The 20,237-nt window shown below is 67.1% G+C and carries 20 protein-coding genes; 10 read left to right on the top strand and 10 right to left on the bottom strand.

The window, feature by feature from the left end; all coding sequences use genetic code 11:
• Positions 1 to 26: 26 nt before the first annotated feature.
• The 7 genes from ACUXV1_RS13730 to ACUXV1_RS13760 are packed head-to-tail and all read left to right on the top strand — an operon-like array spanning position 27 to position 7,469.
• Positions 27 to 959, top strand: a complete 933-nt coding sequence (locus ACUXV1_RS13730) for a carbohydrate ABC transporter permease (protein WP_194427939.1) — start codon at positions 27 to 29, stop codon at positions 957 to 959.
• Complete coding sequence (locus ACUXV1_RS13735) at positions 956 to 1,780, top strand: carbohydrate ABC transporter permease (RefSeq protein WP_194427938.1); 825 nt, start codon at positions 956 to 958, stop codon at positions 1,778 to 1,780. The genes ACUXV1_RS13730 and ACUXV1_RS13735 overlap by 4 nt, the downstream gene beginning before the upstream one ends.
• Positions 1,777 to 2,460 carry an HAD family hydrolase gene (locus tag ACUXV1_RS13740; protein ID WP_446015639.1) on the top strand — a complete coding sequence of 228 codons (684 nt, stop codon included), beginning with the start codon at positions 1,777 to 1,779 and terminating at the stop codon, positions 2,458 to 2,460. Before ACUXV1_RS13735 ends, ACUXV1_RS13740 begins: the two co-directional genes overlap by 4 nt.
• 22 nt (positions 2,461 to 2,482) lie before the next feature.
• On the top strand, positions 2,483 to 3,595 hold the full coding sequence (locus tag ACUXV1_RS13745; RefSeq protein WP_446015640.1) for an ABC transporter ATP-binding protein: 1,113 nt from the start codon (positions 2,483 to 2,485) through the stop codon (positions 3,593 to 3,595).
• A 19-nt stretch (positions 3,596 to 3,614) separates the two neighbouring features.
• Entirely contained in the window at positions 3,615 to 5,006 is a 1,392-nt protein-coding gene (gene dalD, locus ACUXV1_RS13750; protein WP_446015641.1) for a D-arabinitol 4-dehydrogenase, read from the top strand.
• Between the two features lie 55 nt (positions 5,007 to 5,061).
• Positions 5,062 to 6,534, top strand: coding sequence for a xylulokinase (xylB, locus tag ACUXV1_RS13755; protein ID WP_446015642.1), 1,473 nt, complete (start codon positions 5,062 to 5,064; stop codon positions 6,532 to 6,534).
• A complete protein-coding gene (locus ACUXV1_RS13760; RefSeq protein ID WP_446015643.1) occupies positions 6,531 to 7,469 on the top strand; it encodes a carbohydrate kinase family protein in 939 nt (312 codons plus the stop codon). The genes xylB and ACUXV1_RS13760 overlap by 4 nt, the downstream gene beginning before the upstream one ends.
• A 151-nt stretch (positions 7,470 to 7,620) precedes the next feature.
• On the opposite strand, the gene ACUXV1_RS13765 is transcribed toward ACUXV1_RS13760, so the two are convergent.
• Positions 7,621 to 8,571, bottom strand: coding sequence for a LysR family transcriptional regulator (locus tag ACUXV1_RS13765; protein ID WP_446015644.1), 951 nt, complete (start codon positions 8,569 to 8,571; stop codon positions 7,621 to 7,623).
• Between the two features lie 232 nt (positions 8,572 to 8,803).
• Positions 8,804 to 9,895, bottom strand: coding sequence for an agmatine deiminase family protein (locus ACUXV1_RS13770; RefSeq protein WP_446015645.1), 1,092 nt, complete (start codon positions 9,893 to 9,895; stop codon positions 8,804 to 8,806).
• Positions 9,896 to 10,077: 182 nt separating this feature from the next.
• On the opposite strand from ACUXV1_RS13770, the gene ACUXV1_RS13775 reads away from it, so the two are divergent.
• The gene (locus tag ACUXV1_RS13775) at positions 10,078 to 10,902 is read left to right on the top strand and encodes a substrate-binding periplasmic protein (RefSeq protein WP_446015646.1); all 825 of its coding nucleotides are present in this window, start codon (positions 10,078 to 10,080) and stop codon (positions 10,900 to 10,902) included.
• A 240-nt stretch (positions 10,903 to 11,142) separates the two neighbouring features.
• Here the strand turns inward: ACUXV1_RS13775 and ACUXV1_RS13780 are convergent, their stop codons facing one another.
• From ACUXV1_RS13780 to ACUXV1_RS13810, 7 genes are all read right to left on the bottom strand, one after another.
• The gene (locus tag ACUXV1_RS13780; protein WP_446015647.1) at positions 11,143 to 11,643 is read right to left on the bottom strand and encodes a hypothetical protein; all 501 of its coding nucleotides are present in this window, start codon (positions 11,641 to 11,643) and stop codon (positions 11,143 to 11,145) included.
• A 335-nt stretch (positions 11,644 to 11,978) separates the two neighbouring features.
• A complete protein-coding gene (locus ACUXV1_RS13785; RefSeq protein WP_081555265.1) occupies positions 11,979 to 12,371 on the bottom strand; it encodes a DUF4280 domain-containing protein in 393 nt (130 codons plus the stop codon).
• 60 nt (positions 12,372 to 12,431) lie between these two features.
• Entirely contained in the window at positions 12,432 to 13,169 is a 738-nt protein-coding gene (locus ACUXV1_RS13790) for an ABC transporter permease subunit (protein ID WP_446015648.1), read from the bottom strand.
• Positions 13,066 to 14,154 carry an ABC transporter permease subunit gene (locus ACUXV1_RS13795; RefSeq protein WP_446015649.1) on the bottom strand — a complete coding sequence of 363 codons (1,089 nt, stop codon included), beginning with the start codon at positions 14,152 to 14,154 and terminating at the stop codon, positions 13,066 to 13,068. Before ACUXV1_RS13795 ends, ACUXV1_RS13790 begins: the two co-directional genes overlap by 104 nt.
• A complete protein-coding gene (locus ACUXV1_RS13800) occupies positions 14,148 to 15,248 on the bottom strand; it encodes a putative 2-aminoethylphosphonate ABC transporter ATP-binding protein (RefSeq protein WP_052051936.1) in 1,101 nt (366 codons plus the stop codon). Before ACUXV1_RS13800 ends, ACUXV1_RS13795 begins: the two co-directional genes overlap by 7 nt.
• 68 nt (positions 15,249 to 15,316) lie before the next feature.
• Entirely contained in the window at positions 15,317 to 16,339 is a 1,023-nt protein-coding gene (locus ACUXV1_RS13805) for a putative 2-aminoethylphosphonate ABC transporter substrate-binding protein (protein ID WP_446015650.1), read from the bottom strand.
• 153 nt (positions 16,340 to 16,492) lie between these two features.
• The gene (locus ACUXV1_RS13810) at positions 16,493 to 17,173 is read right to left on the bottom strand and encodes a DAPG hydrolase family protein (protein WP_114152847.1); all 681 of its coding nucleotides are present in this window, start codon (positions 17,171 to 17,173) and stop codon (positions 16,493 to 16,495) included.
• 97 nt (positions 17,174 to 17,270) lie between these two features.
• Here ACUXV1_RS13810 and ACUXV1_RS13815 point away from each other — a divergent pair, with 97 nt between their 5' ends.
• Together ACUXV1_RS13815 and ACUXV1_RS13820 are read left to right on the top strand one after the other, a co-directional pair.
• Complete coding sequence (locus tag ACUXV1_RS13815; protein ID WP_043633440.1) at positions 17,271 to 17,915, top strand: TetR/AcrR family transcriptional regulator; 645 nt, start codon at positions 17,271 to 17,273, stop codon at positions 17,913 to 17,915.
• 77 nt (positions 17,916 to 17,992) lie between these two features.
• A complete protein-coding gene (locus ACUXV1_RS13820) occupies positions 17,993 to 19,615 on the top strand; it encodes a diguanylate cyclase domain-containing protein (RefSeq protein ID WP_114152845.1) in 1,623 nt (540 codons plus the stop codon).
• A gap of 180 nt (positions 19,616 to 19,795) precedes the next feature.
• On the opposite strand, the gene ACUXV1_RS13825 is transcribed toward ACUXV1_RS13820, so the two are convergent.
• Complete coding sequence (locus ACUXV1_RS13825; RefSeq protein ID WP_043633645.1) at positions 19,796 to 20,125, bottom strand: hypothetical protein; 330 nt, start codon at positions 20,123 to 20,125, stop codon at positions 19,796 to 19,798.
• Positions 20,126 to 20,237: the final 112 nt, after the last annotated feature.

The raw sequence follows: 20,237 nt of genomic DNA on the forward strand, positions 1-20,237 counted from the left end.
CGCCACGGCGGTCCGGAGGAAACCCCATGCCCTCTCCCGCTCATACTTTGCGCGCCGCCGCCGGCGCGGCCCCGCCTTCCAGGACACGCCGCGGCGGCGCGCAGCGCTGGCTGCTGGCGCCGGCGGTGCTCAGCCTGTTGCTGTGGTCGCTGGTGCCGCTGGCGATGACCCTGTATTTCTCGGTCAACCGCTACAGCCTGCTGAGCCCGGACGAATCCGGCTTCGCCGGCTTGGACAATTACCGCTTTCTGTGGAGCGACCCGGCCTTTTTTCCCTCCATCGCCAACACCTTGCTGCTAACCGGCGCGGTGCTGCTGATCTCCGTCGTCGGCGGCGTGCTAATGGCGGTGCTGTTCGACCAGCCCTGTTTCGGCCGCGGCCCGGCCCGGCTGCTGGCCATTGCGCCCTTCTTCGTAATGCCCACCGTGGGCGCGCTGATCTGGAAAAATATGCTGCTGCACCCGGTCTACGGCCTGTTCGCCGCCGCCGCGCAAGCGCTGGGCCTGCCGCCGGTGGACTGGCTGGGCCAATACCCGATGTTCTCGCTCATCCTGATCGTCAGCTGGCAATGGCTGCCCTTCGCCTTCTTGATCCTGCTCACCGCCATCCAGTCGCTGGACCCAGAACAGAAAGAGGCGGCCCAGATCGACGGCGCCGGCCCGCTGGCCATGTTCTTCCACATCATCCTGCCTCACCTGAGGCGGCCCATCGGCGTGGTGGTGATGATTGAAACCATCTTTCTGCTGTCAGTGTTCGCGGAGATCTACGCCACCACCGGCGGCGGCCCCGGCACCGCCACCACCACGCTGTCCTTTTTGATCTACGCGGTGGGCCTGCAGCAGTTCGATGTCGGCCTGGCTTCCACCGGCGGCGTGCTGGCGGTGGTGCTGGCCAATATCGTGGCGGTGTTCCTGATCCGCATGCTGGCGCAAAACTTCAAGGAGGAGAGGCAAGCATGAATGGTAAACCAACCCTGTCCTGGCGCTACGCCGCCACCTCCGCCTCGGCCTGGCTGATCGCGCTGCTGCTGTTCTTCCCCATCTTGTGGATGCTGCTGACCGCCTTCAAGACCGAGGCCCAGGCCTACCAGCTCAGCCTGTGGTTTCAGCCCACGCTGGACAGCTTTCGCGAGGTCTTCGCCCGCAGCGACTACCTGGCCTTTGCCGGCCATTCCATCGCCGTGTCCTTTGGCGCCACCGCGCTCAGCCTGGTGCTGGCGGTGCCGGCAGCGTACAGCCTGGCTTTCCATCCCGGCGCGCGCGCGCAGCCGCTATTGCTATGGATGCTGTCCACCAAGATGCTGCCTTCGGTGGGCGTGCTGCTGCCGGTCTATCTGCTGCTGAAACAGGGCGGCCTGCTGGATACCGTGACCGGACTGGCGCTGGTCTACGCGCTGGCCAATCTGCCGATCGCGGTATGGATGGCCTACACCTATTTCTGCGAAGTCCCGCGCGAAATACTGGAGGCCGCGCGCATAGACGGCGCGGGCCTGTGGCAGGAGATCGTCCACCTGCTGCTGCCGATGGCGCTGCCCGGCCTGGCCTCCACCAGCTTGCTGCTGTTGATTCTGAGCTGGAACGAGGCTTTCTGGAGCATCAATCTGTCCAGCGCCCACGCCGCGCCGCTGACGGTGTTCATCGCCTCCTACTCCAGCCCGGAGGGCCTCTTCTGGGCCAAGCTGTCCGCCGCCTCCCTGCTGGCGGTGGCGCCTATCCTGGCGCTGGGCTGGCTGACGCAAAAGCAGCTGGTGCGCGGCCTGACATTCGGTGCGGTCAAATGAGCGGCGCCGTCGCCCATCTGGTCTGCGACTGCGATGGGGTGCTGCTGGACAGCGAGGCCGCCGCCCAGCGGGCACTGCAAATACAACTGGCGGCGCGCTTGCCGCCCGGGGTGGACGCGGCCGCCGTGATCCAGCCGCGGCTGGGCATGACGCTGGAGGCTCTGTTGGCCGACATCGCCGGCCAGCACCCCTTGCCGCTGACGCCGGACGAGATCGCGCGCATCCGCCGCGCGGTGGACGCCGAGGTGGCGTCGCGGCTGCGGGCCGTCCCCGGCGTGGCCGCCGCCTTGCGGGCCATTCCCTTGCCCAAGGCGGTGGCCAGCAACAGCGCCGGGGCGAGGGTGCGCACGGCCCTGCGCCGCACCGGACTGTGGCCCTTGTTCCAGGGCCGCGTGCATTGCGCCGACGAGGTGGGCGCGGCCAAGCCGGCGCCGGATGTCTACCTGGCGGCCTGCCGCTCGCTGCGCGCCGCGCCGGATCACTGCCTGGCGCTGGAGGACAGCGTTACCGGCGTCACCGCCGCCCGCGCCGCCGGCCTGCGCGTGCTGGGCTTCGCGGGCGCCGGCCACATCGCCGCCGGCCACGCGGAGCGGCTGCTGGCAGCCGGTGCCGGCCAGGTCTTCGACGATATGCGGCGGCTGCCGGAGCTGGTGCGCCGGCTGCAAGCCCGTCCGTTCTGAAATACGAGTAAGGAGAAAACGCATGGCAAGCGTCCAATTGCGCAATGTGGGCAAACGCTACGGCGACGGTCCGGAAGTGATGTCCGATATTCAACTGCACATCGACGACGGCGAGTTTGTCGTCTTCGTCGGCCCGTCCGGCTGCGGCAAGTCCACGCTGTTGCGCATGATCGCCGGCCTGGAGGAGATCAGCGCCGGCGAGTTGGAGATAGGCGGCGAACGCATGAACGAGGTGCCCGCGGCCAAGCGCGGCATCGCCATGGTGTTCCAGTCCTACGCGCTCTACCCGCATATGAGCTTGTACGACAATATGGCCTTCGGCCTCAAGCTGGCCGGCAAGAGCCGCGCCGAGATCGACGCAGCAGTGCGCCGCGCCGCCTCCATCCTGCACATTGACCACCTGCTGGAGCGCAAGCCCAAGGCTCTGTCCGGCGGACAGCGCCAACGGGTGGCCATAGGCCGCGCCATCACCCGCCAACCCAAGGTGTTCTTGTTCGACGAGCCCCTGTCCAATCTGGACGCGGCGCTGCGGGTCAAAATGCGGCTGGAGTTCGCCCGCCTGCACCAGCAACTGAAAACCACCATGATCTACGTGACCCACGACCAAGTCGAAGCGATGACGCTGGCGGACAAGATCGTGGTGCTGTCGGCCGGCCGCGTAGAACAGGTGGGCGCGCCGCGCGCGCTGTACCACCATCCGGCCAACCGCTTCGTCGCCGGCTTCATCGGCTCGCCCCGGATGAATTTTCTGCCGGCCCGCGTGCTGAGCATCCTGCCGGAAGGCGTGGCCGTGCGCCTGGACGGCGGCGGCGAACTGCTGGCGGCGGTGGAGGCGCAAAATCTGACGCCCGGCGACGTCGTCACCGTCGGCATCCGCCCGGAACACCTGCAGCCGGCCTCCGCCGCGCCAGCGGCGCTACGCGCACGCGTGGCCGCGGTGGAAAGTCTGGGCGACTGCGCCTATCTGTACGCCGAGACCCCGGACTCCGACGAGTCGCTGATCAGCAGAATCTCTGACGCGCAGAACTTCGCCGCCGGCGACGAAACGGGCTTCAACGCCCTGCCGCGGCACTGCCACCTGTTCCGCGAAAACGGCCAGGCCCTGCCGCGCCAAACCGTCTCGCCGCAGCCCTAGGCCACCACGGAGCCAAACGATGACACTCACCTCACCCCCGCCGCGCTGGCTGCACATCGGCGCCGGCGCCTTCCATCGAGCCCACCAAGCCGCCTATCTGGACCAACTGGCCGGCGCCGGCGCCGAGCCCTGGCGGCTGGCCGTCGGCAATATCCGCGCCGACCAGAACCCGCTACTGGAGCAGTTGGCGGCGCAACAAGGCCAGTACACGCTGGAAACGGTCAGTCCGGCCGGCGAGCGCCTCTACCGGCGCATCCGCGCCATTGACGCGGTGCTGCCCTGGAACCGCCGGCTGAGCGCGCTGATAGACGAAGGCGCGCATCCGGCCACCCGGGTGATCTCCTTCACCGTCACCGAAGCCGGCTACTACCTGAACCAGGAGCAGGCGCTGGACACCGCCAATCCGGAGCTGGCGGACGATTTGCACGGAGGGCTCAATACCTTGTACGGCGCGGTTGCCGCGATTTTGCGCACGCGCGCGGCGCGCGGCGGCGGCGCGCTCACCTTGCTCAATTGCGACAATCTGCGCCACAACGGCGAACGCTTCCGCCAGGGCCTGGAACAGTTTCTGACCCTGCGCCAGGAACACGAGCTGCTGGCGTGGACGCGCCGCCACAGCAGTTGCCCCAACGCCATGGTGGACCGCATCACCCCGCGGCCGCCGCCGGAACTGGCGGAACGGGTGGCCATCGCCACCGGCTGGCGCGACCCTTGCGCGATCACCGCGGAATCCTTCACTCAATGGGTGATAGAGGATCGCTTCGCCGCCGGCCGCCCGGCGCTCGAGCGCGTCGGCGCGCAGCTGGTGGCCGACGTCCAACCCTATGAGGAAGCCAAGATTCGCATCCTCAACGCCAGCCACAGCGGCATCGCCTGGGCCGGCAGCCTGCTTGGCCTGGACTTCATCCATCAGGGGGCGGCGGACCCGGACATCCGGCGGCTGGCTTACGACTACGTCAGCCAGGATGTAATCCCCTGCCTTAGCCCCAGCCCGCTGGATCTGGCCGGCTACCGCGACAGCGTGCTGGAGCGCTTCGGCAATCCGGCGCTGTGCGACAGCAATCAGCGCGTGGCGGCGGACGGCTACGCCAAGCTGCCCGGCTTCATTGCGCCCACGCTGCGGGAATCCATCGCCGCCGGCCGCCGGCCGGACGCCTGCGCCATGCTGCCGGCGCTGTTCCTACGCTTTTTGCAACGCTGGCGCGCCGGCCGGCTGGCTTACTCCTACCAGGACGGCAGCATGGACATCGCCGCCTGCCATCGCATGTTGGCGGCCGCCGACCCGGTAGCCGCCTTCTGCGCGGACCCAGGGCTATGGGGCCCCTTGGCCGGCGCCCCGGCGTTGGCCGCGCCCTTGCGCGCCGCGCTGGCGCGGGTGGACCGCTGGCTGGAAAGCCGCGGACGGGGATAGACTGCGCGAGAGCGCCGCCACCCGGCCGTCCGCTACTCCATCCAAGGACAAAACCATGTATCTAGGCATTGATCTGGGCACGTCGGAAATCAAGGCCGTGCTGCTGGACGGCGACAACCGCCCGCTCGCCAGCGCCGGCGCGGCGCTGGACGTCTCGCGGCCGCGGCCGGGCTGGGCCGAACAAGACCCGGAAGATTGGTGGCGCGCCGCCTGCGCGGCGGTCGCCAAGCTGCGCGAACAGGCGCCGGCCGCACTGGCCGCCACCCGCGCCGTGGGCCTGTCCGGCCAGATGCACGGCGCGGTGCTGCTAGACAACCGGGACCGGGTGCTGCGGCCGGCTATCTTGTGGAACGACCTGCGCAGCGTGGCCGAGTGCGCCGAGCTGACCGCCGCCGCGCCGAAGCTCCACGCCGTCGCCGGCAACCTGGCCATGCCGGGTTTCACCGCGCCCAAGTTGCGCTGGCTGGCGCGGCATGAACCGGACGCCTTCCGCGCCGTCGCCACCGTGCTACTGCCCAAGGACTATCTGCGCCTGCGCCTGTGCGGCGACAAGATCACCGACACCTCGGACGCCTCCGGCACCTTGTGGCTGGACGTGGGCCGCCGCGACTGGTCCGACGAGTTGCTGGAGGCCGGCGGACTTTCGCGTCGTCAGATGCCGCGGCTGGTGGAAGGACTGGCTCCGGCCGGGAGGCTGAGCCCGGCAGCCGCGGCCGCCTGGGGCATCGCTCAGCCGCCTCTGATCGCCGGCGGCGCCGGGGATGGCGCGGCCAGCGCCGTCGGCATCGGCGCGATCGCCCCGGGCGACGGCTTCCTGTCTCTGGGCACCTCTGGGGTGATCTTCGTCGTCAACGATCGTTTCCGCCCCAATCCGGCGCAGGCGCTGCACGCCTTCTGCCACGCGCTGCCCCTTTGCTGGAGCCTGATGAGCGTGATGCTGTCCGCCGCCAGCTGCCTGCGCTGGTTCTGCCGCCTGGCCAGCGTGGACGAGGCCACGCTGCTGACGGAAATAGAGCGGCTGAGCCCGGCGGAGCAAGCCGCCGCGCCGGTATTCCTGCCCTATTTGTCCGGCGAGCGCACACCGCACAACGACCCCTTCGCCCCCGGCGCCTTCTGGGGCCTGAGCCAGGCGCACTGCCGCGCCGCGCTGGGCTACGCGGTGCTGGAGGGCGTCGCCTTCGGCATGGCGGACGGGCTGGACGCGCTGCGCGCCGCCGGCGCCGCTCCGCGAGCCTTGTCCCTGGTGGGCGGCGGCGCGCGCAGCCCGTTCTGGGCGCAATTGCTGGCCGACGCGCTGGACACCGAGATTCTCACCCATCAGGGCGGCGAAGCCTGTGCTGCGCTGGGCGCGGCTCGCCTGGGCTGGCTGGCAGACGGCAGCGACCTCGGCGCCGTCTGCGTCAAACCGTCGCCGCGAGCGCTCCACGCCCCGGACCCCGCCCGGCTTCAGGCCTTGCAAGCTCGTCTGCGTCACTTTCGCGCGCTCTACCAGGCGCGCCCCCCCTCACTTGCGGAGACCCCCATATGATTCTGTGCTGCGGCGAAGCCCTGTACGATTTTTTCCTGGAACCCGGCGCGGCGGAATGGCCGCAACTGAACTACCGCGCCGTGCCCGGCGGTTCGCCGTTCAATGTGGCTCGGGGCCTGGCGCGGCTGGGCCGGCGCTCGGCCCTGCTGACGCCCTTGTCAAACGATTATCTGGGCGCACAGCTGCGGCGGCTGTTGGAACAGGAGGGAGTGGACAGCCGCTATCTGCTGCCGCGCGATCTGCCCACCACGCTGGCGATGGTGAGCGTGGACGAAGGCGGCCAGCCGCAGTACGGCTTTTATGGCGAGCGCGCGCCGGAGGCCAGCCTACGTCCTGAAGAACTGCCGACGCTGGAAGACGAAATCGCCGCCGTGCACTTCGGCTCCTACGCCTTGGTGAGCCGCCCCGGCGGCGAGGCGTTGCAAGCGCTGGCGACACGCGAAAGCGGCCGGCGTCTGATCTCGCTGGACCCCAATCTGCGGCTGAACGTGGAGCCGGAACGAGCGCGCTGGCGGCAATGCCTGGACATCCATCGCCGCCACGCCCATCTGATCAAGGTGAGCGTCGAGGATCTGACCCTGCTGTATCCGGGGCAGGAGGTCGAAGCCTGCGCCCGCCGCTGGCTCGCCCCGCCATGCCAGTTGCTGCTGCTCACCCGCGGCGAACAAGGCGTTCGCGTCTTCAGCCGCCGTCACGGCGAATGGGAACATCCAGCCGCCGCCGTTCAGGTTGTGGACACCGTGGGCGCCGGCGATAGCTTCCAGGCCGCGCTGCTGTGCCGGCTGGCCGAGCTGGACCGGCTGAGCCCGGACGGGCTGGCGGCGCTGAGCCGGGCGGAAACCGAGGATCTCGTCCGCTTCGCAACGCGCGCAGCAGCCCTGACCTGCGCGCGGCGAGGGCCGGACCTGCCGCGACGGGAACAACTGACGGGCTAAGAACCTGTTTACGATCTCGAGAACAAGGGCGAGACAAGGCGAAAACGGCTGAAAAAGCAGAGTGCACACACGGGGCATGAGCATTTCGAGGACGTTTTCAACGCCGTATCGCCAACGCTCAGCAGATTTTGAGCAGGCTCTGAGGCGCCGCCTACTCGCAGCCGCCCTCTTTCCGCAACCAATCGAACATACCCGCCATCGCCTCGCTGCGCAGAGCGTCTCTCGGCCGGGACAACCACCATTGCGCGCCCGGCTGGCGCGGGTAGCCGGCCAGTTCGCGCAGCCGGCCTTCTGCCAGCGCTTCTTCCAAGGCCATAGACGGCAGGCAGGCGATGCCGTGGCCGCGCAAGGCCGCGTCCAGCGCCAACTGCGGCGCGTCGTAGGCGGCGGCGATGCCGAAGCGCGGCAGCATGGACTGCATCGCGGCGGCGGCCGCCTCCGGCATGCTGGCTTTTTCCAGGCAGATCAAGCGCGTCAGTTGCGGATGACGCTCGGCCGGCAGCGCCGCCAGCCGTTCCGCCAAGGCCGGCTCGGCGACAAAACGCCAGTCCTCGCGCAGCCAGGCCGCGTCTTCCCAGCCGGCCATCGCCAGCGGCTGCCGGCCGATGACGATGTCGACGTCGATCTCATCGGCCTGACCCGGTTCTTCATCCGTGGACAGCAGCGGCACGATGTCGGGGTGGGCTGCGCGCAGGCGGTCCAAGCGCCCCTGCAGCCAGCCGTGCAGCAAAAAAGCCGGCCCCACCAGCACCACCAGGCCCGGATCGGTGTACACCGCGATGCGGTCCAGCCCGCGCCGCAGCGTGTCTAGCGCGCGTCGCACGCTCTGCTGCAGCATTTCGCCGGCAAAGGTAAGTTCGATGCCGCGGCCCACGCGCTGGAACAAGGGCTGGCCGACAAAGGCTTCCAACTGTTGAATCTGGTGACTGACCGCGGACTGCGACAGGTGCAGCGCCTCGGCGGCGCGGGAGACGCTGCCCAGGCGCGCGGCGGCTTCGAAACCGGTCAGCAGCCGCAGCGACGGCAGACGGCCAAGCTCGCCGGTTGCCTGGTCTTCCCACTCGCCCGCCTTAGGCCCGCCGCTGTTACTGCCTCTATCCATCCGGATATGTCCTCTTGGTTTCCGGCCTGGGCCGGCGTGGAGGCGATATTGCCTTCTACGCCGCCCGATTAGAACATGTTTACGATCCCGCGAGCTGAGAACCTGCTCAACGTCCCACAAGCAAGAAGAAGGCGCAGCGGCTAAGAAAGCGGAATGTACAGGCGGCGCATGAGCATTGTGAGCTCGTTTTCAACGCCGTATCGCCAACGCGCGGCAGCGTGTAAACGGGTTCTCAGGCCGGCTGCTGCTGGGTGGCGCAATGAATGCCGCCGCCGCCGGCTGCGATGCCGTCGATGTTCAACTGCACCACTTCGCGCTGCGGAAACAACTCGCGCAGCGCCGCCCGCGCGTTGCGGTCCGCCTTGGCGTCGCCGAACTCCGGCGCAATCACCGCGCCGTTGCAGACAAAGAAATTGATGTAGCCCGCCGCCATCTCATGGCCCTCGTACTCGGGCCGCACCCGCTCGGGCCCCGGCAAGACCACCACCTCCAGCTTGCGGCCGCGCGCGTCCCGCGCCTGACGCAGCAAGGCCAGGTGGCGACGGGTCACAGCGTAATCGTAGGACTGCGGATCCGTGTCCAAGCCGGCCACCACCACGCCGGGGCGGACGAAACGGGCGTAGAAATCGGTATGACCGTCGGTGATGTCGCGGCCGGCGATGCCGGGCAGCCAGATCACCTTGTCCACGCCCAGCAGCCGGCGCAGTTCGCGCTCGCACCGCGCCTTGTTCCAGCCGGGGTTGCGGTTGGGGTTGAGCACGCAGCTTTCCGTGATGATGGCGGTTCCCTCGCCGTCCACTTCAATGCCGCCGCCCTCCAGCACCAACGAGGTCCTCACGGCCGGCGCCCCGCTCTTGGCCGCCACCGCGGCGGCCACTTTGGCGTCCCGACGGTGCGCCTGCTTGCCGCCCCAGCCGTTGAAGTTGAAATCCACCGCCGCCGGCGCCCCGCCTTCGCCCTTGACGAAGACCGGGCCGCTGTCGCGTATCCACAAATCGTCCAGCGGTTGCTCCAGCAGCTCCACCTTGGGGCCGCACAGCTTGGCCGCCAGTTCCATGTCCTCGGCGCGCGCCAGCATGCGCACCGGCTCGTGGGCGGCGATGGCCTGAGCCACCCGCGCCAGATCGCGCCGCACCACCGGCAGCAAGGCATCGCCCCACACCGCCAGGCTGGGACCAAAGGCCATCCAGGTGGCCGCGTGGCGTTCGCCCTCGTCCGGCATGCGGTAGCCGGCCGCGCTCGGCGCGCCGCTCCAGCCGCGGGCGGCCAGCAGGCTCCCCGCCGTCAACAGGCTAGCGCCCAGGAAGTGTCGTCTAGTACTCATCGCCGCGTCTCCAAGACCGGTTTTCAGCCACATGGCTGCGGTCAGCATTGTGCAAGTGGACATACATTTGAAAAAGCGATGAATTTTGCGAAAACCTATCTATTTCTATCATGTATTTGTCTCCGCCGCGCGCTGGCGACGGGAATGACATAAGCTGAAAACGAACGACCGGAGGGACCGTCATGCGTCTCGCGCTTTGCCTTTTCATCACCGCCATTGCGGTCCAGGCCTTCCCCGCATGGGCGCAAGACCCCGAGCTGGTGATGGGCTACCGCACCAATGAGCGGCGTCCCTATATCGAGGACGAGAGCGACGACGGCATCTATAAAACCCTGTACAGCCGCGCCTGCCAGCGCATCGGCTGCACGCTGAAAGTGGTGCGTCTGCCAAAGAAGCGGGTGTTGCAAGCGCTGGCGCAGGGCGAGGTGGACTTCTACCCCGGCTATACCTACAACGCGGAGCGCGAACCAATCGTCCTGTTTGTGGCCAACGGCCTGCGTGAGCGCCATGTGATCATTACCCGCGCCAAACACGCGCCCGTACGCGGCTACGCCGATCTGGATAATAATGTTGAGTTGCGCAGCCTGGGCAACCCGGACCTGCTTCCCCCTCCCTGGCAAGCGCGCACCAAGTTGCTGCAAGTGCCGGAGCTGGATGTCGAACGCGCCTTCCGCCTGATCAGCGCCGGCAAGGCGGATTTCTACATCTATGACGAACTCACGCTGCGCTTCTACTGGGAACGGCTGCGGCCAGCCGGGCTGACGCTGCACCCGTCGCTGGAGCCCTGGCAGGCAATGCATATGGGCTTTTCCAAGCATTCGCGCTTTTACCGGGCGCTGCCCAACCCGGATTACCGCTCCGACCAGCCGCTAAGCCCGGACAACTACCCGCAACGGCTGGACCCGGCCTCTCTGGCCGGCAAGCTGAGCGCGGCCTTGCAGGCGATGAAGCAGTCCGGCGAAACCGAACGCATCGTCGAGCATTTTCTCCAGACGCCGGCCCGTTGAATAGAAGGCCGCCGGCTTCCGCCCGCATAAACAAAACCCCTGAAGCCGCCATGCGGCGCGTCAGGGGTCCATTAAGGCGTTTTCAATGCCGATCGCCAAGAGCCTGTTCAAGTCTCGCGAGCAAGGGCGAGGCAAGGCGAAAACGGCTGAGAAAGCGGAATGTTCATAGTGCACATGAGCATTTCGAGGCGGTACTCACCGTGTCACGCCTCACGCAGCGCAGCAGATCGTAAACAGGTTCTAGGGCGTAACCCGCATATACGGCGTAGTGTTCAACGTCGCGGTAATGGAACAGCCGCCGGACAACTGAGCCGCATCCAGGCCGATCACGGTTTCGCTGCCGTTGTCGGCCACGCTGCCCACAATCTTGGTGGGACCGCACAGGCCGCCGGCGATCGGCGATTTCACATTCACCGACACATTATCCAAAGTCAGTTGAGTCGCGGTGTCCACGTGACCGGTCCACGGCGAGGCGACCGAGGCGGTGGGCTTGATCAGCTTGCACAGCGCGCCGCCGCTGAACGAGGCGCTGGTGATGGCCACATTGCCGTAACCGTCCACGGTGCCGCTGAACACCGCCTTGCAATCCAGATCAATGCCCAGCTTGCCCACCTTGGCCGGCCCCACCGCGGAAAACGGCATGGCCGCGCCGCCGGGGCCCGGCGGGGTGATGGTGACGGCGAAGGCGGAAGCGACGGCCAGGCTGAGTGCAGCGGCGGCGAGACAATGGGAAAAGCTCATGACGGCTCCTTGCTTGAGAAGGTTGATTCATGCCAATCGGCAAGAAGCCCATAAATTAAAATGCCATTTAAATTAAACGTTTGATTTTCATCAAGCCGCCGTCCGTCGGCTGCCTGACCTATAGGCTGATGAACAAGCGCCAGCTGTCGGCGCCAAAACCCGGTCGCTCAAACGCAAACAGGCTTCCAGAGCGGAACCTGTTCAAAGTCTCGCAGCAAGAGCGAGACAAGGCGACAACAGCTGAAAAGGCGGAGTGTACACACGGTACATGAGCATTTTGAAGGTGTACTCACCGAGCCACGTTTCACGACGCGTAGCAGATCGTAAACAGGTTCTCAGGGAATCATCACGGTGAACTGACCCGGCGAGTTGATCTTGATCACCCCGCCCCAGTTGCACATCAGCATGCTGTTGCTGTCCAGCGCCGGCATATTGCCAATCAGCACCGTGGGCGCGCCCGGCGTCCACGGCGCGGCAGTGACCGGGATGCAGGGCATGGGCGTCAGCACGCCCATGGCGGCGGCGGTGGCGGCCGCCACCATTGGGTTGGCCGGGCTTTGACACATGCCGAAGGGCATGACGTTGAGCATGGGCACATGGTCCATGATATTGGCGGCCGGCACGCCGCCGGCCATCACCCGGTTGGCGGGCAACACCATCAGGCTGCTGGGGGCGACGCCGAAGCTGCATTGCAGCATCGCGCCCATGCACACTTGCGGACATCCCATGCGCGTTTCCTCACTCCGGCGGGCCAAGACATGACATCGTCACGCCAAAGCGAGCCATCGTCAAGCGCGGCCGCGCCAGCCCTGGCCGCGCCGGGTCAAGACTCGCTCCAGCCCCAGCAACAACAACGACACCCCGGCCGAGCTCAGCGCGATCAGGGTGGCCATCGCCGCCGCCGCCGCGGTGTCGCCGGCGTCGTCCATCGTGACGATGGCCACCGCGGCCAGGCTGTTGTCCGGGCTGGCGATGAAGATCAGCGCCGACAACGTGGTCATCGCGGACACGAACAGATAGCGCATCACGTCCAGCAGCGCCGGCAGGCACACCGGCAGCGTCACCCGCCGCAACGTCACCCAGAACGGCACTTTGAGCGAGGCGGCCACCGCTTCGAACTCGCCGTCCAGTTGCTTGAGCGCGGTGCTCATGGTCAGGTGGCCGGTGGTGTAGAAGTGGGCGATAGTGCAGGCGGCCATCAAGGTCATGCCGCCGTAGAGCCCATGCAGCGGATTGTCCGGATGGTTGAAGAAAAACACATAGCCCAGACCCAGCACCAGGCCGGGCACCGCCATCGGCAGCATGGCGAAAAAGCGCAACAGCACGCGGCCCAGCGGCGCGGCCGGCAGCTTCTCGCAGGCGTAAGCGCCGGCGAACACCAGCAGGCTGCCCGCGCCGGCGGTGATGCAGGCCAGCTTCAAACTATTGAAATAAGCGCTCCAGCCGCCGCCGTCCACACTGTCGAACTGGTAGTGCGCCAGCGTCAGGCTTAAGTCGTAAGGCCAGTATTTGATGAAGGAAGCCACGACGCCCACGCCCAGCAAGGCCAACAGCGGCACCGAGATCATCGCCAACAACAGCCCGGCGGCCGCGTCGCGCCATGGCCCACGCCCCGGCGAAAACGGCACCGCGCGCGCGCCCAGCGCCGCCTGCTGGCGGCGCGCCATGCGCCGCCTGCTGGCGGCGCGCCATGCGCCGCTCGATAAAGAAGGAAAACACCGCCGGCAGCAGCAGCATCAGCCCCACCACCGCGCCACGCGGGAAGTGTTGCTGGCCCACCACCTGCTTGAAGGCTTCCACCGCCAGCACGTTGTAGTCGCCGCCCACCACCTTGGGTACGCCGAAATCAGTGATCACCAGGGTGAATACCACCAGGCCCGCCGAGGCCAGGCCATAGCGCGCGCCCGGCAGGGTGATGGTGAGGAAGCGACGCAGCGCGCCCGCGCCCAGCGCGCGGCCGGCCTCGTACAAACGCGCGTCCGACGCCGACAACGCGGTCAGCAGGATCAGCAGCGCATGCGGAAAGGTATAGAAGGCCTCGCCCAGCACCACGCCCCAAAAGCCGTAGACGCTGCCGCCGTCCAGCCAGGATTTGAGCAGGCCCTGGTTGCCGAACAAATACACCAGCGAGATGGCCGGCATCAGCGACGGCGCCAAGAGCGGCGACAAGGCGATCTGGCGGAACACCCCGCGGCCCCAAACGCGGCTGCGGCTCAGCCCCCAGGCAAAGGCGAAGGCCAGCGGCAACACCAGCGCGGTGACGGTCAGCGCCAGCCACAGGCTGTGCCGCGCGGCGCGCATCAGGCCGGGGCTGTCCAATACCTGAGCGAAATTGGCCAGGCCGACAAAGCCGCCGTCCATGTCCAATACCGATTTGCCGAAGATGAACAGCAGCGGCAGGCCCAGCGCCAAAGCCAGCAGCGCTGTCAGCGTCCACACCAGCGCGGCGGCGGCCCGGCGCTCGCCGCAGGCCGGCGCGGCGCGCCAGCCGTTCAGCGCGCGGCTCAGCATGCGCCCTCCCCGGCATAGGCGCGCAGCAGCGCGGCCGGCAACTCCACCGGCACCACCTCGCCCGGCGTCAGCGGCTGGCGCTGCAGCATGGACGGACAGATTTCCGCGTGCAACGCCAGGCCGGGCATGGCTTCCGGCTGCAGCCGCAGCCGGGTCATCGCGCCGCCGAAGCTGATGTCGGCCACCCGCGCCAGCAAGGTGTTGGGCGCGCCGTCCCAGCGCGCCTTGACGATGATGTCTTCCGGCCGCAGGAACAGGGTCAGCGCCTCGCTCTGCGGCAAGGGCGCGTCCAAGCGCAGCAGGCAGTTGCCGACGGCGGCCTCGTGGCCGTCCAGCCGCCGCGCCGGCAGCCAGTTGGCGGCGCCGACGAATTCCGCGACGAAGCGGCTGGCGGGACGGCGGTAGATCTCGGCCGGCGTGCCGATCTGCTCGATGCCGCCTGCGTTCATCACCACCACCCGGTCCGCGATGGCCAGCGCCTCGGCCTGGTCGTGGGTCACCATCAGCGTGGTGACGCCCAAGCGTTTTTGCAGGCCCTTGAGTTCGTCGCGCAGCTTATCGCGCACCCGCGCGTCCAGCGCGGACAGCGGCTCGTCCAGCAGCAACAGGCCGGGCGAGGTGGCCAGCGCGCGCGCCAGCGCCACGCGTTGCTGCTGGCCGCCGGACAGCTGGGCGGGGTATTTTTCCTCGGCGCCGGGCAAGCCCACTAGGTCGAGCAGCTCCCGCACGCGGCGGGCGTGGCGCGCGCCGCCGCCGCGCGGCTTGAGGCCGTAAGCGATGTTGTCCGCGACATTGAGATTGGGGAACAAGGCGTAGCTCTGGAACACGATGCCGTAGTCGCGGCGGGCCGGCGGTTCGCGAGTGATGTCGCGCTCCAGCAAATGGACGCTGCCGGCGTCCGGCTGGTCCAGCCCGGCGATCAGGCGCAACAAGGTGGTCTTGCCGCAGCCGGACGGGCCCAGCAGGCAGACAAATTCACCCTTGCGGATGGACAAGGACACCTCGTCCAAGGCGGTGAAGCCGCCAAAACGGCGGCTGAGGCCGCGGACGGACAGGTGTTCGGACAAGCCGTCCAAACTATCGGCCGGTTTCATGCGCAACTCCAGGGTGTCTTGAAATGAAACGACGCCGCCCGGCGGGCGGCGTAATGGCGGGAACCGGCTCAGTTCTTGGGCTCGGCCTTGCTTTCATAGCGGCGCGACCATTCGCGCAGGATGGCCTCGCGCTGTTTGGCGGCCCAGGCGAAGTTGTTCTTGCTCAGGCGCTGGGCGTAGTCGGCGGGGATGAAGGGGTTGGGTTTGGCCACGCCGGGCATGGCCAGCACCGCATAGTTCTTTTCATACAAACGCATCGCCGGCAGGCTGACCGAGAAGTCCGCCAGCTTCTGCGCGGCGGCCAGCTTCTTGCTGCCCTTGATGATGGCGGTGGCCTCCAGATCCCAACCCAGGCCTTCCTTCGGGTAAATCAGGTCGATGGGCGCGCCCTTCTCTTTCAGCTGGGCGCCTCGGTATTCGAAGGAGATGCCTATCGGATACTCGCCGGCGGCGGCCATCTTGCACGGTTTGGAGCCGGAGTGGACGTACTGCGCCATATTGACGTGCAGCTTGTCCATATAATCCCAGCCCTTTTTTTCGCCCATCATCTGCAACCAGGCGGACACGTCCAGATAGCCGGTGCCGGAGGACGCCGGGTGCGGCATCACGATCTGGCCCTTGTAAACCGGCTTGGCGAGGTCGGCCCAGCTCTCGGGTTTGGGCAGGTTTTTCTTGGCCGCTTCCACGGTGTTGAAACAGATGGTGGCGGCCCACACATTCATGCCGGTCCATTTGGGCGGCTTGGCCTTGTCGACGAATTGCGGGCTCAGCTTGTCCACGCCCTTGGGCGCGTAAGGCTGCAGCATGCCCTGCTGGTCCAGAACCATCAGGCTGGTGGCGGCCAGGCCCCATACCGCGTCGGCTTGGGGATTGTTTTTCTCGGACAGCAGTTTGGCGGTGATGATGCCGGTGGATTCGCGCACGAAGCGGATTTCGATGTCCGGGTTGGCCTTTTCGAAAGCCTCCTTGTATTCCTTGACCTGATCCGCCTCCAGCGCGGTGTACACGGTCAGGGTGGTGGCGGCCTGCGCCAGAGGGGCCGTCAGGCCGGACAGGGCCAGGCCGGCGGCCAAGGCAATCAGCTGTTTCATCGACATCGCTCCAATGGGTTTAGACGTATAGACCTCATGGCCCATGCGCCGTCCTTCAATCAGCCGCCACCTTACGACGCGCCGATGACAGCGCGGTGACGGCCGGGTGAAGCTTGTCTTGCGCGGCTGGATGTCTTCCCGCCGGAGAGCGGCCTACCAGGCCAGCGGCCCTTTCTCGCCGTTGGCGTGCTCGCCGTAATACAGCGAGGGCAATAGCCGCGCCAGGCAGCTGAACTCGTTGTAGCAGTGGCGCATCAATTCCAGGCCCAGGCGTTCCGGCACCGGTTCGCCGACGCCGTCGGCCGCGCCCAGCAGAAAGCGGCTGCGCAGCACCGCGCCATGGGCGGTGTCCCTCGTCAGATGCACCATCTCGCCGTCCAGCGGATCGCCGTCGGCGCTGAGGCGAGGCTCCTCTCCAAAGGCAATCCGCGCGCACACCGCAGCCGAGACGTCGCCGCGCGCCAGCGCGGCGCTGAGCCGGCCGGCCCCGAAGAAGGTTTCCGGCGGGTGAAATTTCAACACCGCCGGCACCGGCGGGACCTCGCCCAACGCCTCCACCGCGCGCACGGTGGCGCCCACATAGCCGCGGCCGGTGGAGCGGCGTCCGTCCCAACCCCGCAGTTCCACATGGTCGTGCGGATGCCACCAGCGGATGTGCTGGGTGGAATCAAAGAAAGTAAACCACCAATCGAACATGCGGCCGGCGCAGCCGGGCAACTCGGTTCGCGCGGCCACCAGCAGCCGGCCATCATCCAGGCGGCGCACGCCGGTTTCCAGCATGAGCGGGCCGGGCTGCAACAGCTCGTCGTAAGATGTTTCATAGAGAGAATTCACAGTACACTCCTTGGCGTGAAGAATGACAGGGCGGGATGCGCGGCTTCCATTAATTTGGAAACGCATCACGTTTCCATAATGAGGAAGCCATATCCAGATGTCAAGCCAGGATCAGGAGCCGCGCGCGCGCGGCCGCCCCGCCATGCCGGAACGGGAGTTGCGTCAACAGGTGCTGGACGCCGCCACCGAACTCTTGCTGAGCCAGGGTTATCAGGCCGCCACCATGGCGGCGGTGGCGCAGCGGGCGGGCGTGGCCAAGAAAACGGTGTACCGCTTCGCCGACAACAGCGAGCAATTGCTGGGCGCGGTCATTCACGGCTGGACCGACGCCTTCGTCGCGCCGATGAGCGAGCCGCTGACGGCCTCCGCCCACCTGCCCCAGGCGCTGGAGGCCTTGCTGAACACAGTGGCGGCCAAGGTGCTGACGCGTGAGGCTGTAGGGCTGTTCCGCCTGCTGATAGGGGACTTTCCCGGCCGCGAACAGGCGCTGGCGCAATACGCGGAACACGGCGTGCAACGCTGCGCCGCGCTCTTGGCCGGCTGGTTGGAACGCCAGGCGGAACAGGGCCTGATCCACTGCCCGCAACCGGCGCAAACCGCCGAACTGCTGCTGGCGATGACGATAGCCGAGCCGCTGCGCCAAATGGCCTTGGGCCTGATCCCGCCGCTGCCGGACCACGATCCCGGCGAACGCATCCACGCCGCGGTGGCGCTGTGTTGCGCCGGGCTGCTGCCGCGCTGAACCGTCCCGCCAGGCCTTGGGCATACAAGGCACAAAACCTTGACTAAACTATCTGGAAGACAACTCTGTTTGCCGCCATGAGCCTGCGCCGCGTCCTTGATAGCATCGTTACCCGCTTGCTGCTGCTGGCGCTGGGCATCGTGGTCACCGGCACGGTGGCGCGCTACTACGCGGTCAGCCAGTTTCTGCGCGAAGACTTGAGCAAGGTGGTGCAAAACCAGCAGATGGCGCTGGCCAGCTATGTCGCTCGCGACGTGGACTTCAAGATTCAGCAGCGTCAGGCGCTGCTGCGCCGGCTGGCCGCCGAACTTCCCCTGGATCTGCTGCAACGCCCGGCCGAACTGCAAGCCTGGCTGCGCCTGCATTGCGACTTCCAATGTCCGTTCTCGCAAGGCCTCTACGTAGTGACGCCGGACGGCCGCGCCGTTGCCGACTACCCGCAGATGCCGGGCCGCGCCGGCCGAAACTTTTCCGACCGCGACTACATCCGCATCGCGCTGTCCAGCCCGCCCAATCTTGACCGCACCGCCATCGGCCGGCCCATCGTCGGCCGCGTCAGCAAAAAACCGGTGCTGCCGATGGCCGCGGCCCTGCCCTGGCGCCACGGACAGCCGCAAGGCGCGCTGGCCGGCGTCACCGCGCTGGCCGCGCCGGGCTTTCTGGACTTGCTGCTGGCCTCACGCATCGGCGGGCCGAACAGCGGCTTCTTGCTGATCTCTCCGCAAGACCAGATGTTCATCGCCTCCTCCCAGCCTGACATGGTGCTCAAGCCCACGCCGCCGACAGGCATCAACCCCTTGCACGACCGGGCGATGGCCGGCTTTCGCGGCGTCGGCATCACCATCAACGCCCAAGGGGACGAGGAAGTGTCCGCCATCGCCTCCGTGCCCAGCACCGGCTGGTTCGTGGTGGCCCGGCTGCCCAGCAGCGAGGCCTTCGCCACCGTGGACCGGGTGCAAACCTTTTTACTGAAAAACGCGGCGCTCGCCATTCTGGTGTTCGCCCTGGCCGCGGGCGCGGGCCTGTACCTGCTGTTCCGCCCGCTGTTTCGCGCCGCCAGCCACGCGGACCGCATGACCCGCGGCGAGTTGCCGCTGGAGCCGCTGCCGGTCAAGCGCAACGATGAAGTGGGACATTTGCTGGCCGCCTTCAACCGGCTCTTGAGCAAACTGAACCAACACCAGGCGGAGCTGGCCCGCATGGCCCACCACGACGCCCTGACCGGCCTGCCCAATCGCGCGCTGCTGGCGGACCGCCTGAACATGGCGCTGGCCCGCGCCCAGCGCAAGAAAGGCAAGCTGGGCCTGCTGTTTCTGGACCTGGACGGCTTCAAGCAGATCAACGACAACTACGGCCACAAGGCCGGCGACAAGGTGCTGTGGCAGGCGGCGCAGCGCCTGAGCGGCATCGTGCGCCAGACCGACACCCTGGCGCGCATCGGCGGCGACGAGTTCGTGCTGTTGATCGGCGATCTGGGCGAGGACGCCGAGGAGGTGGCGCGCATCGTGGCGACCAAGTGCATAGAGACGATGCAGACGCCGTTCGACATCGGCGGCGAACAGCGCCAGTTGGGCATTTCCGTCGGCATCGCGCTGGGCAACGGCGAGAGCAGCCCGGACAGCCTGCTGCAGGCGGCCGACCAAGCCATGTACCGGGCCAAGAAATCCGGCCTTAGCGGCTGCGAAAGCATCACGCTGTAAGAGCCTGTTTACGATCTGCCGCGCTTAGTGATGCGCCCCACGGTGAGTACCCCGTCGAAATGCTCATGTACCACGCGCACATTCCGCTTTCACAGCCGTTTTCGCCTTGTCTCGCTCTTGCTCGCGAGACTTTGAACAGGCTCTAAGCATGCGGCGGCCCTGCCAGGCCGCCGCCGCTGTCTACACTATCTCGGGAATAGGCTCGATATAAGCCACCCGCTCGTTATTGTGCAGCACTTCCACCGCCGTATACTTGGGCGCGCCCGGCGGCAACACCCGGTCGTAGCGGGCGTTCGCCACCGCCAGCACCTGCGGCCACATGCCGGGCTTCTGCACCAGGTGCAAATCCAGCATCAGGATGGCCGGGTTGATGCCCTGCGGCTCGCGCATGGTCAGCACCGCTTCCACGCCGGGGTTGGCCACCACCACATCGCCCGCCACATGCAAACTCTTGGGGTGGCCCGGCATCGCGTTCAGCCAGGCATGCCAGTTTCTCGATTGCAAAGCCATGTCCATTACTCCTGCCAATGGCGGGACGACCATTGCATGCGCACCGCTCAGAACCTGTTTACGATCTGCTGCGCGTCGGCGATACAGCGTTGAAAACCACTTCGAAATGCTC

The organism is Chromobacterium sp. W521 (assembly GCF_052805975.1).

Excerpts from the sequence above, each read along its gene's own strand:
- ACUXV1_RS13730 (WP_194427939.1), top strand. The coding sequence starts at position 27 with ATGCCCTCTCCCGCTCATACTTTGCGCGCCGCCGCCGGCGCGGCCCCG.
- ACUXV1_RS13735 (WP_194427938.1), top strand. The coding sequence starts at position 956 with ATGAATGGTAAACCAACCCTGTCCTGGCGCTACGCCGCCACCTCCGCC.
- ACUXV1_RS13740 (WP_446015639.1), top strand. The coding sequence starts at position 1,777 with ATGAGCGGCGCCGTCGCCCATCTGGTCTGCGACTGCGATGGGGTGCTG.
- ACUXV1_RS13745 (WP_446015640.1), top strand. The coding sequence starts at position 2,483 with ATGGCAAGCGTCCAATTGCGCAATGTGGGCAAACGCTACGGCGACGGT.
- dalD (WP_446015641.1), top strand. The coding sequence starts at position 3,615 with ATGACACTCACCTCACCCCCGCCGCGCTGGCTGCACATCGGCGCCGGC.
- xylB (WP_446015642.1), top strand. The coding sequence starts at position 5,062 with ATGTATCTAGGCATTGATCTGGGCACGTCGGAAATCAAGGCCGTGCTG.
- ACUXV1_RS13760 (WP_446015643.1), top strand. The coding sequence starts at position 6,531 with ATGATTCTGTGCTGCGGCGAAGCCCTGTACGATTTTTTCCTGGAACCC.
- ACUXV1_RS13765 (WP_446015644.1), bottom strand. The coding sequence starts at position 8,571 with ATGGATAGAGGCAGTAACAGCGGCGGGCCTAAGGCGGGCGAGTGGGAA.
- ACUXV1_RS13770 (WP_446015645.1), bottom strand. The coding sequence starts at position 9,895 with ATGAGTACTAGACGACACTTCCTGGGCGCTAGCCTGTTGACGGCGGGG.
- ACUXV1_RS13775 (WP_446015646.1), top strand. The coding sequence starts at position 10,078 with ATGCGTCTCGCGCTTTGCCTTTTCATCACCGCCATTGCGGTCCAGGCC.
- ACUXV1_RS13780 (WP_446015647.1), bottom strand. The coding sequence starts at position 11,643 with ATGAGCTTTTCCCATTGTCTCGCCGCCGCTGCACTCAGCCTGGCCGTC.
- ACUXV1_RS13785 (WP_081555265.1), bottom strand. The coding sequence starts at position 12,371 with ATGGGATGTCCGCAAGTGTGCATGGGCGCGATGCTGCAATGCAGCTTC.
- ACUXV1_RS13795 (WP_446015649.1), bottom strand. The coding sequence starts at position 14,154 with ATGCTGAGCCGCGCGCTGAACGGCTGGCGCGCCGCGCCGGCCTGCGGC.
- ACUXV1_RS13800 (WP_052051936.1), bottom strand. The coding sequence starts at position 15,248 with ATGAAACCGGCCGATAGTTTGGACGGCTTGTCCGAACACCTGTCCGTC.
- ACUXV1_RS13805 (WP_446015650.1), bottom strand. The coding sequence starts at position 16,339 with ATGAAACAGCTGATTGCCTTGGCCGCCGGCCTGGCCCTGTCCGGCCTG.
- ACUXV1_RS13815 (WP_043633440.1), top strand. The coding sequence starts at position 17,271 with ATGTCAAGCCAGGATCAGGAGCCGCGCGCGCGCGGCCGCCCCGCCATG.
- ACUXV1_RS13820 (WP_114152845.1), top strand. The coding sequence starts at position 17,993 with ATGAGCCTGCGCCGCGTCCTTGATAGCATCGTTACCCGCTTGCTGCTG.
- ACUXV1_RS13825 (WP_043633645.1), bottom strand. The coding sequence starts at position 20,125 with ATGGCTTTGCAATCGAGAAACTGGCATGCCTGGCTGAACGCGATGCCG.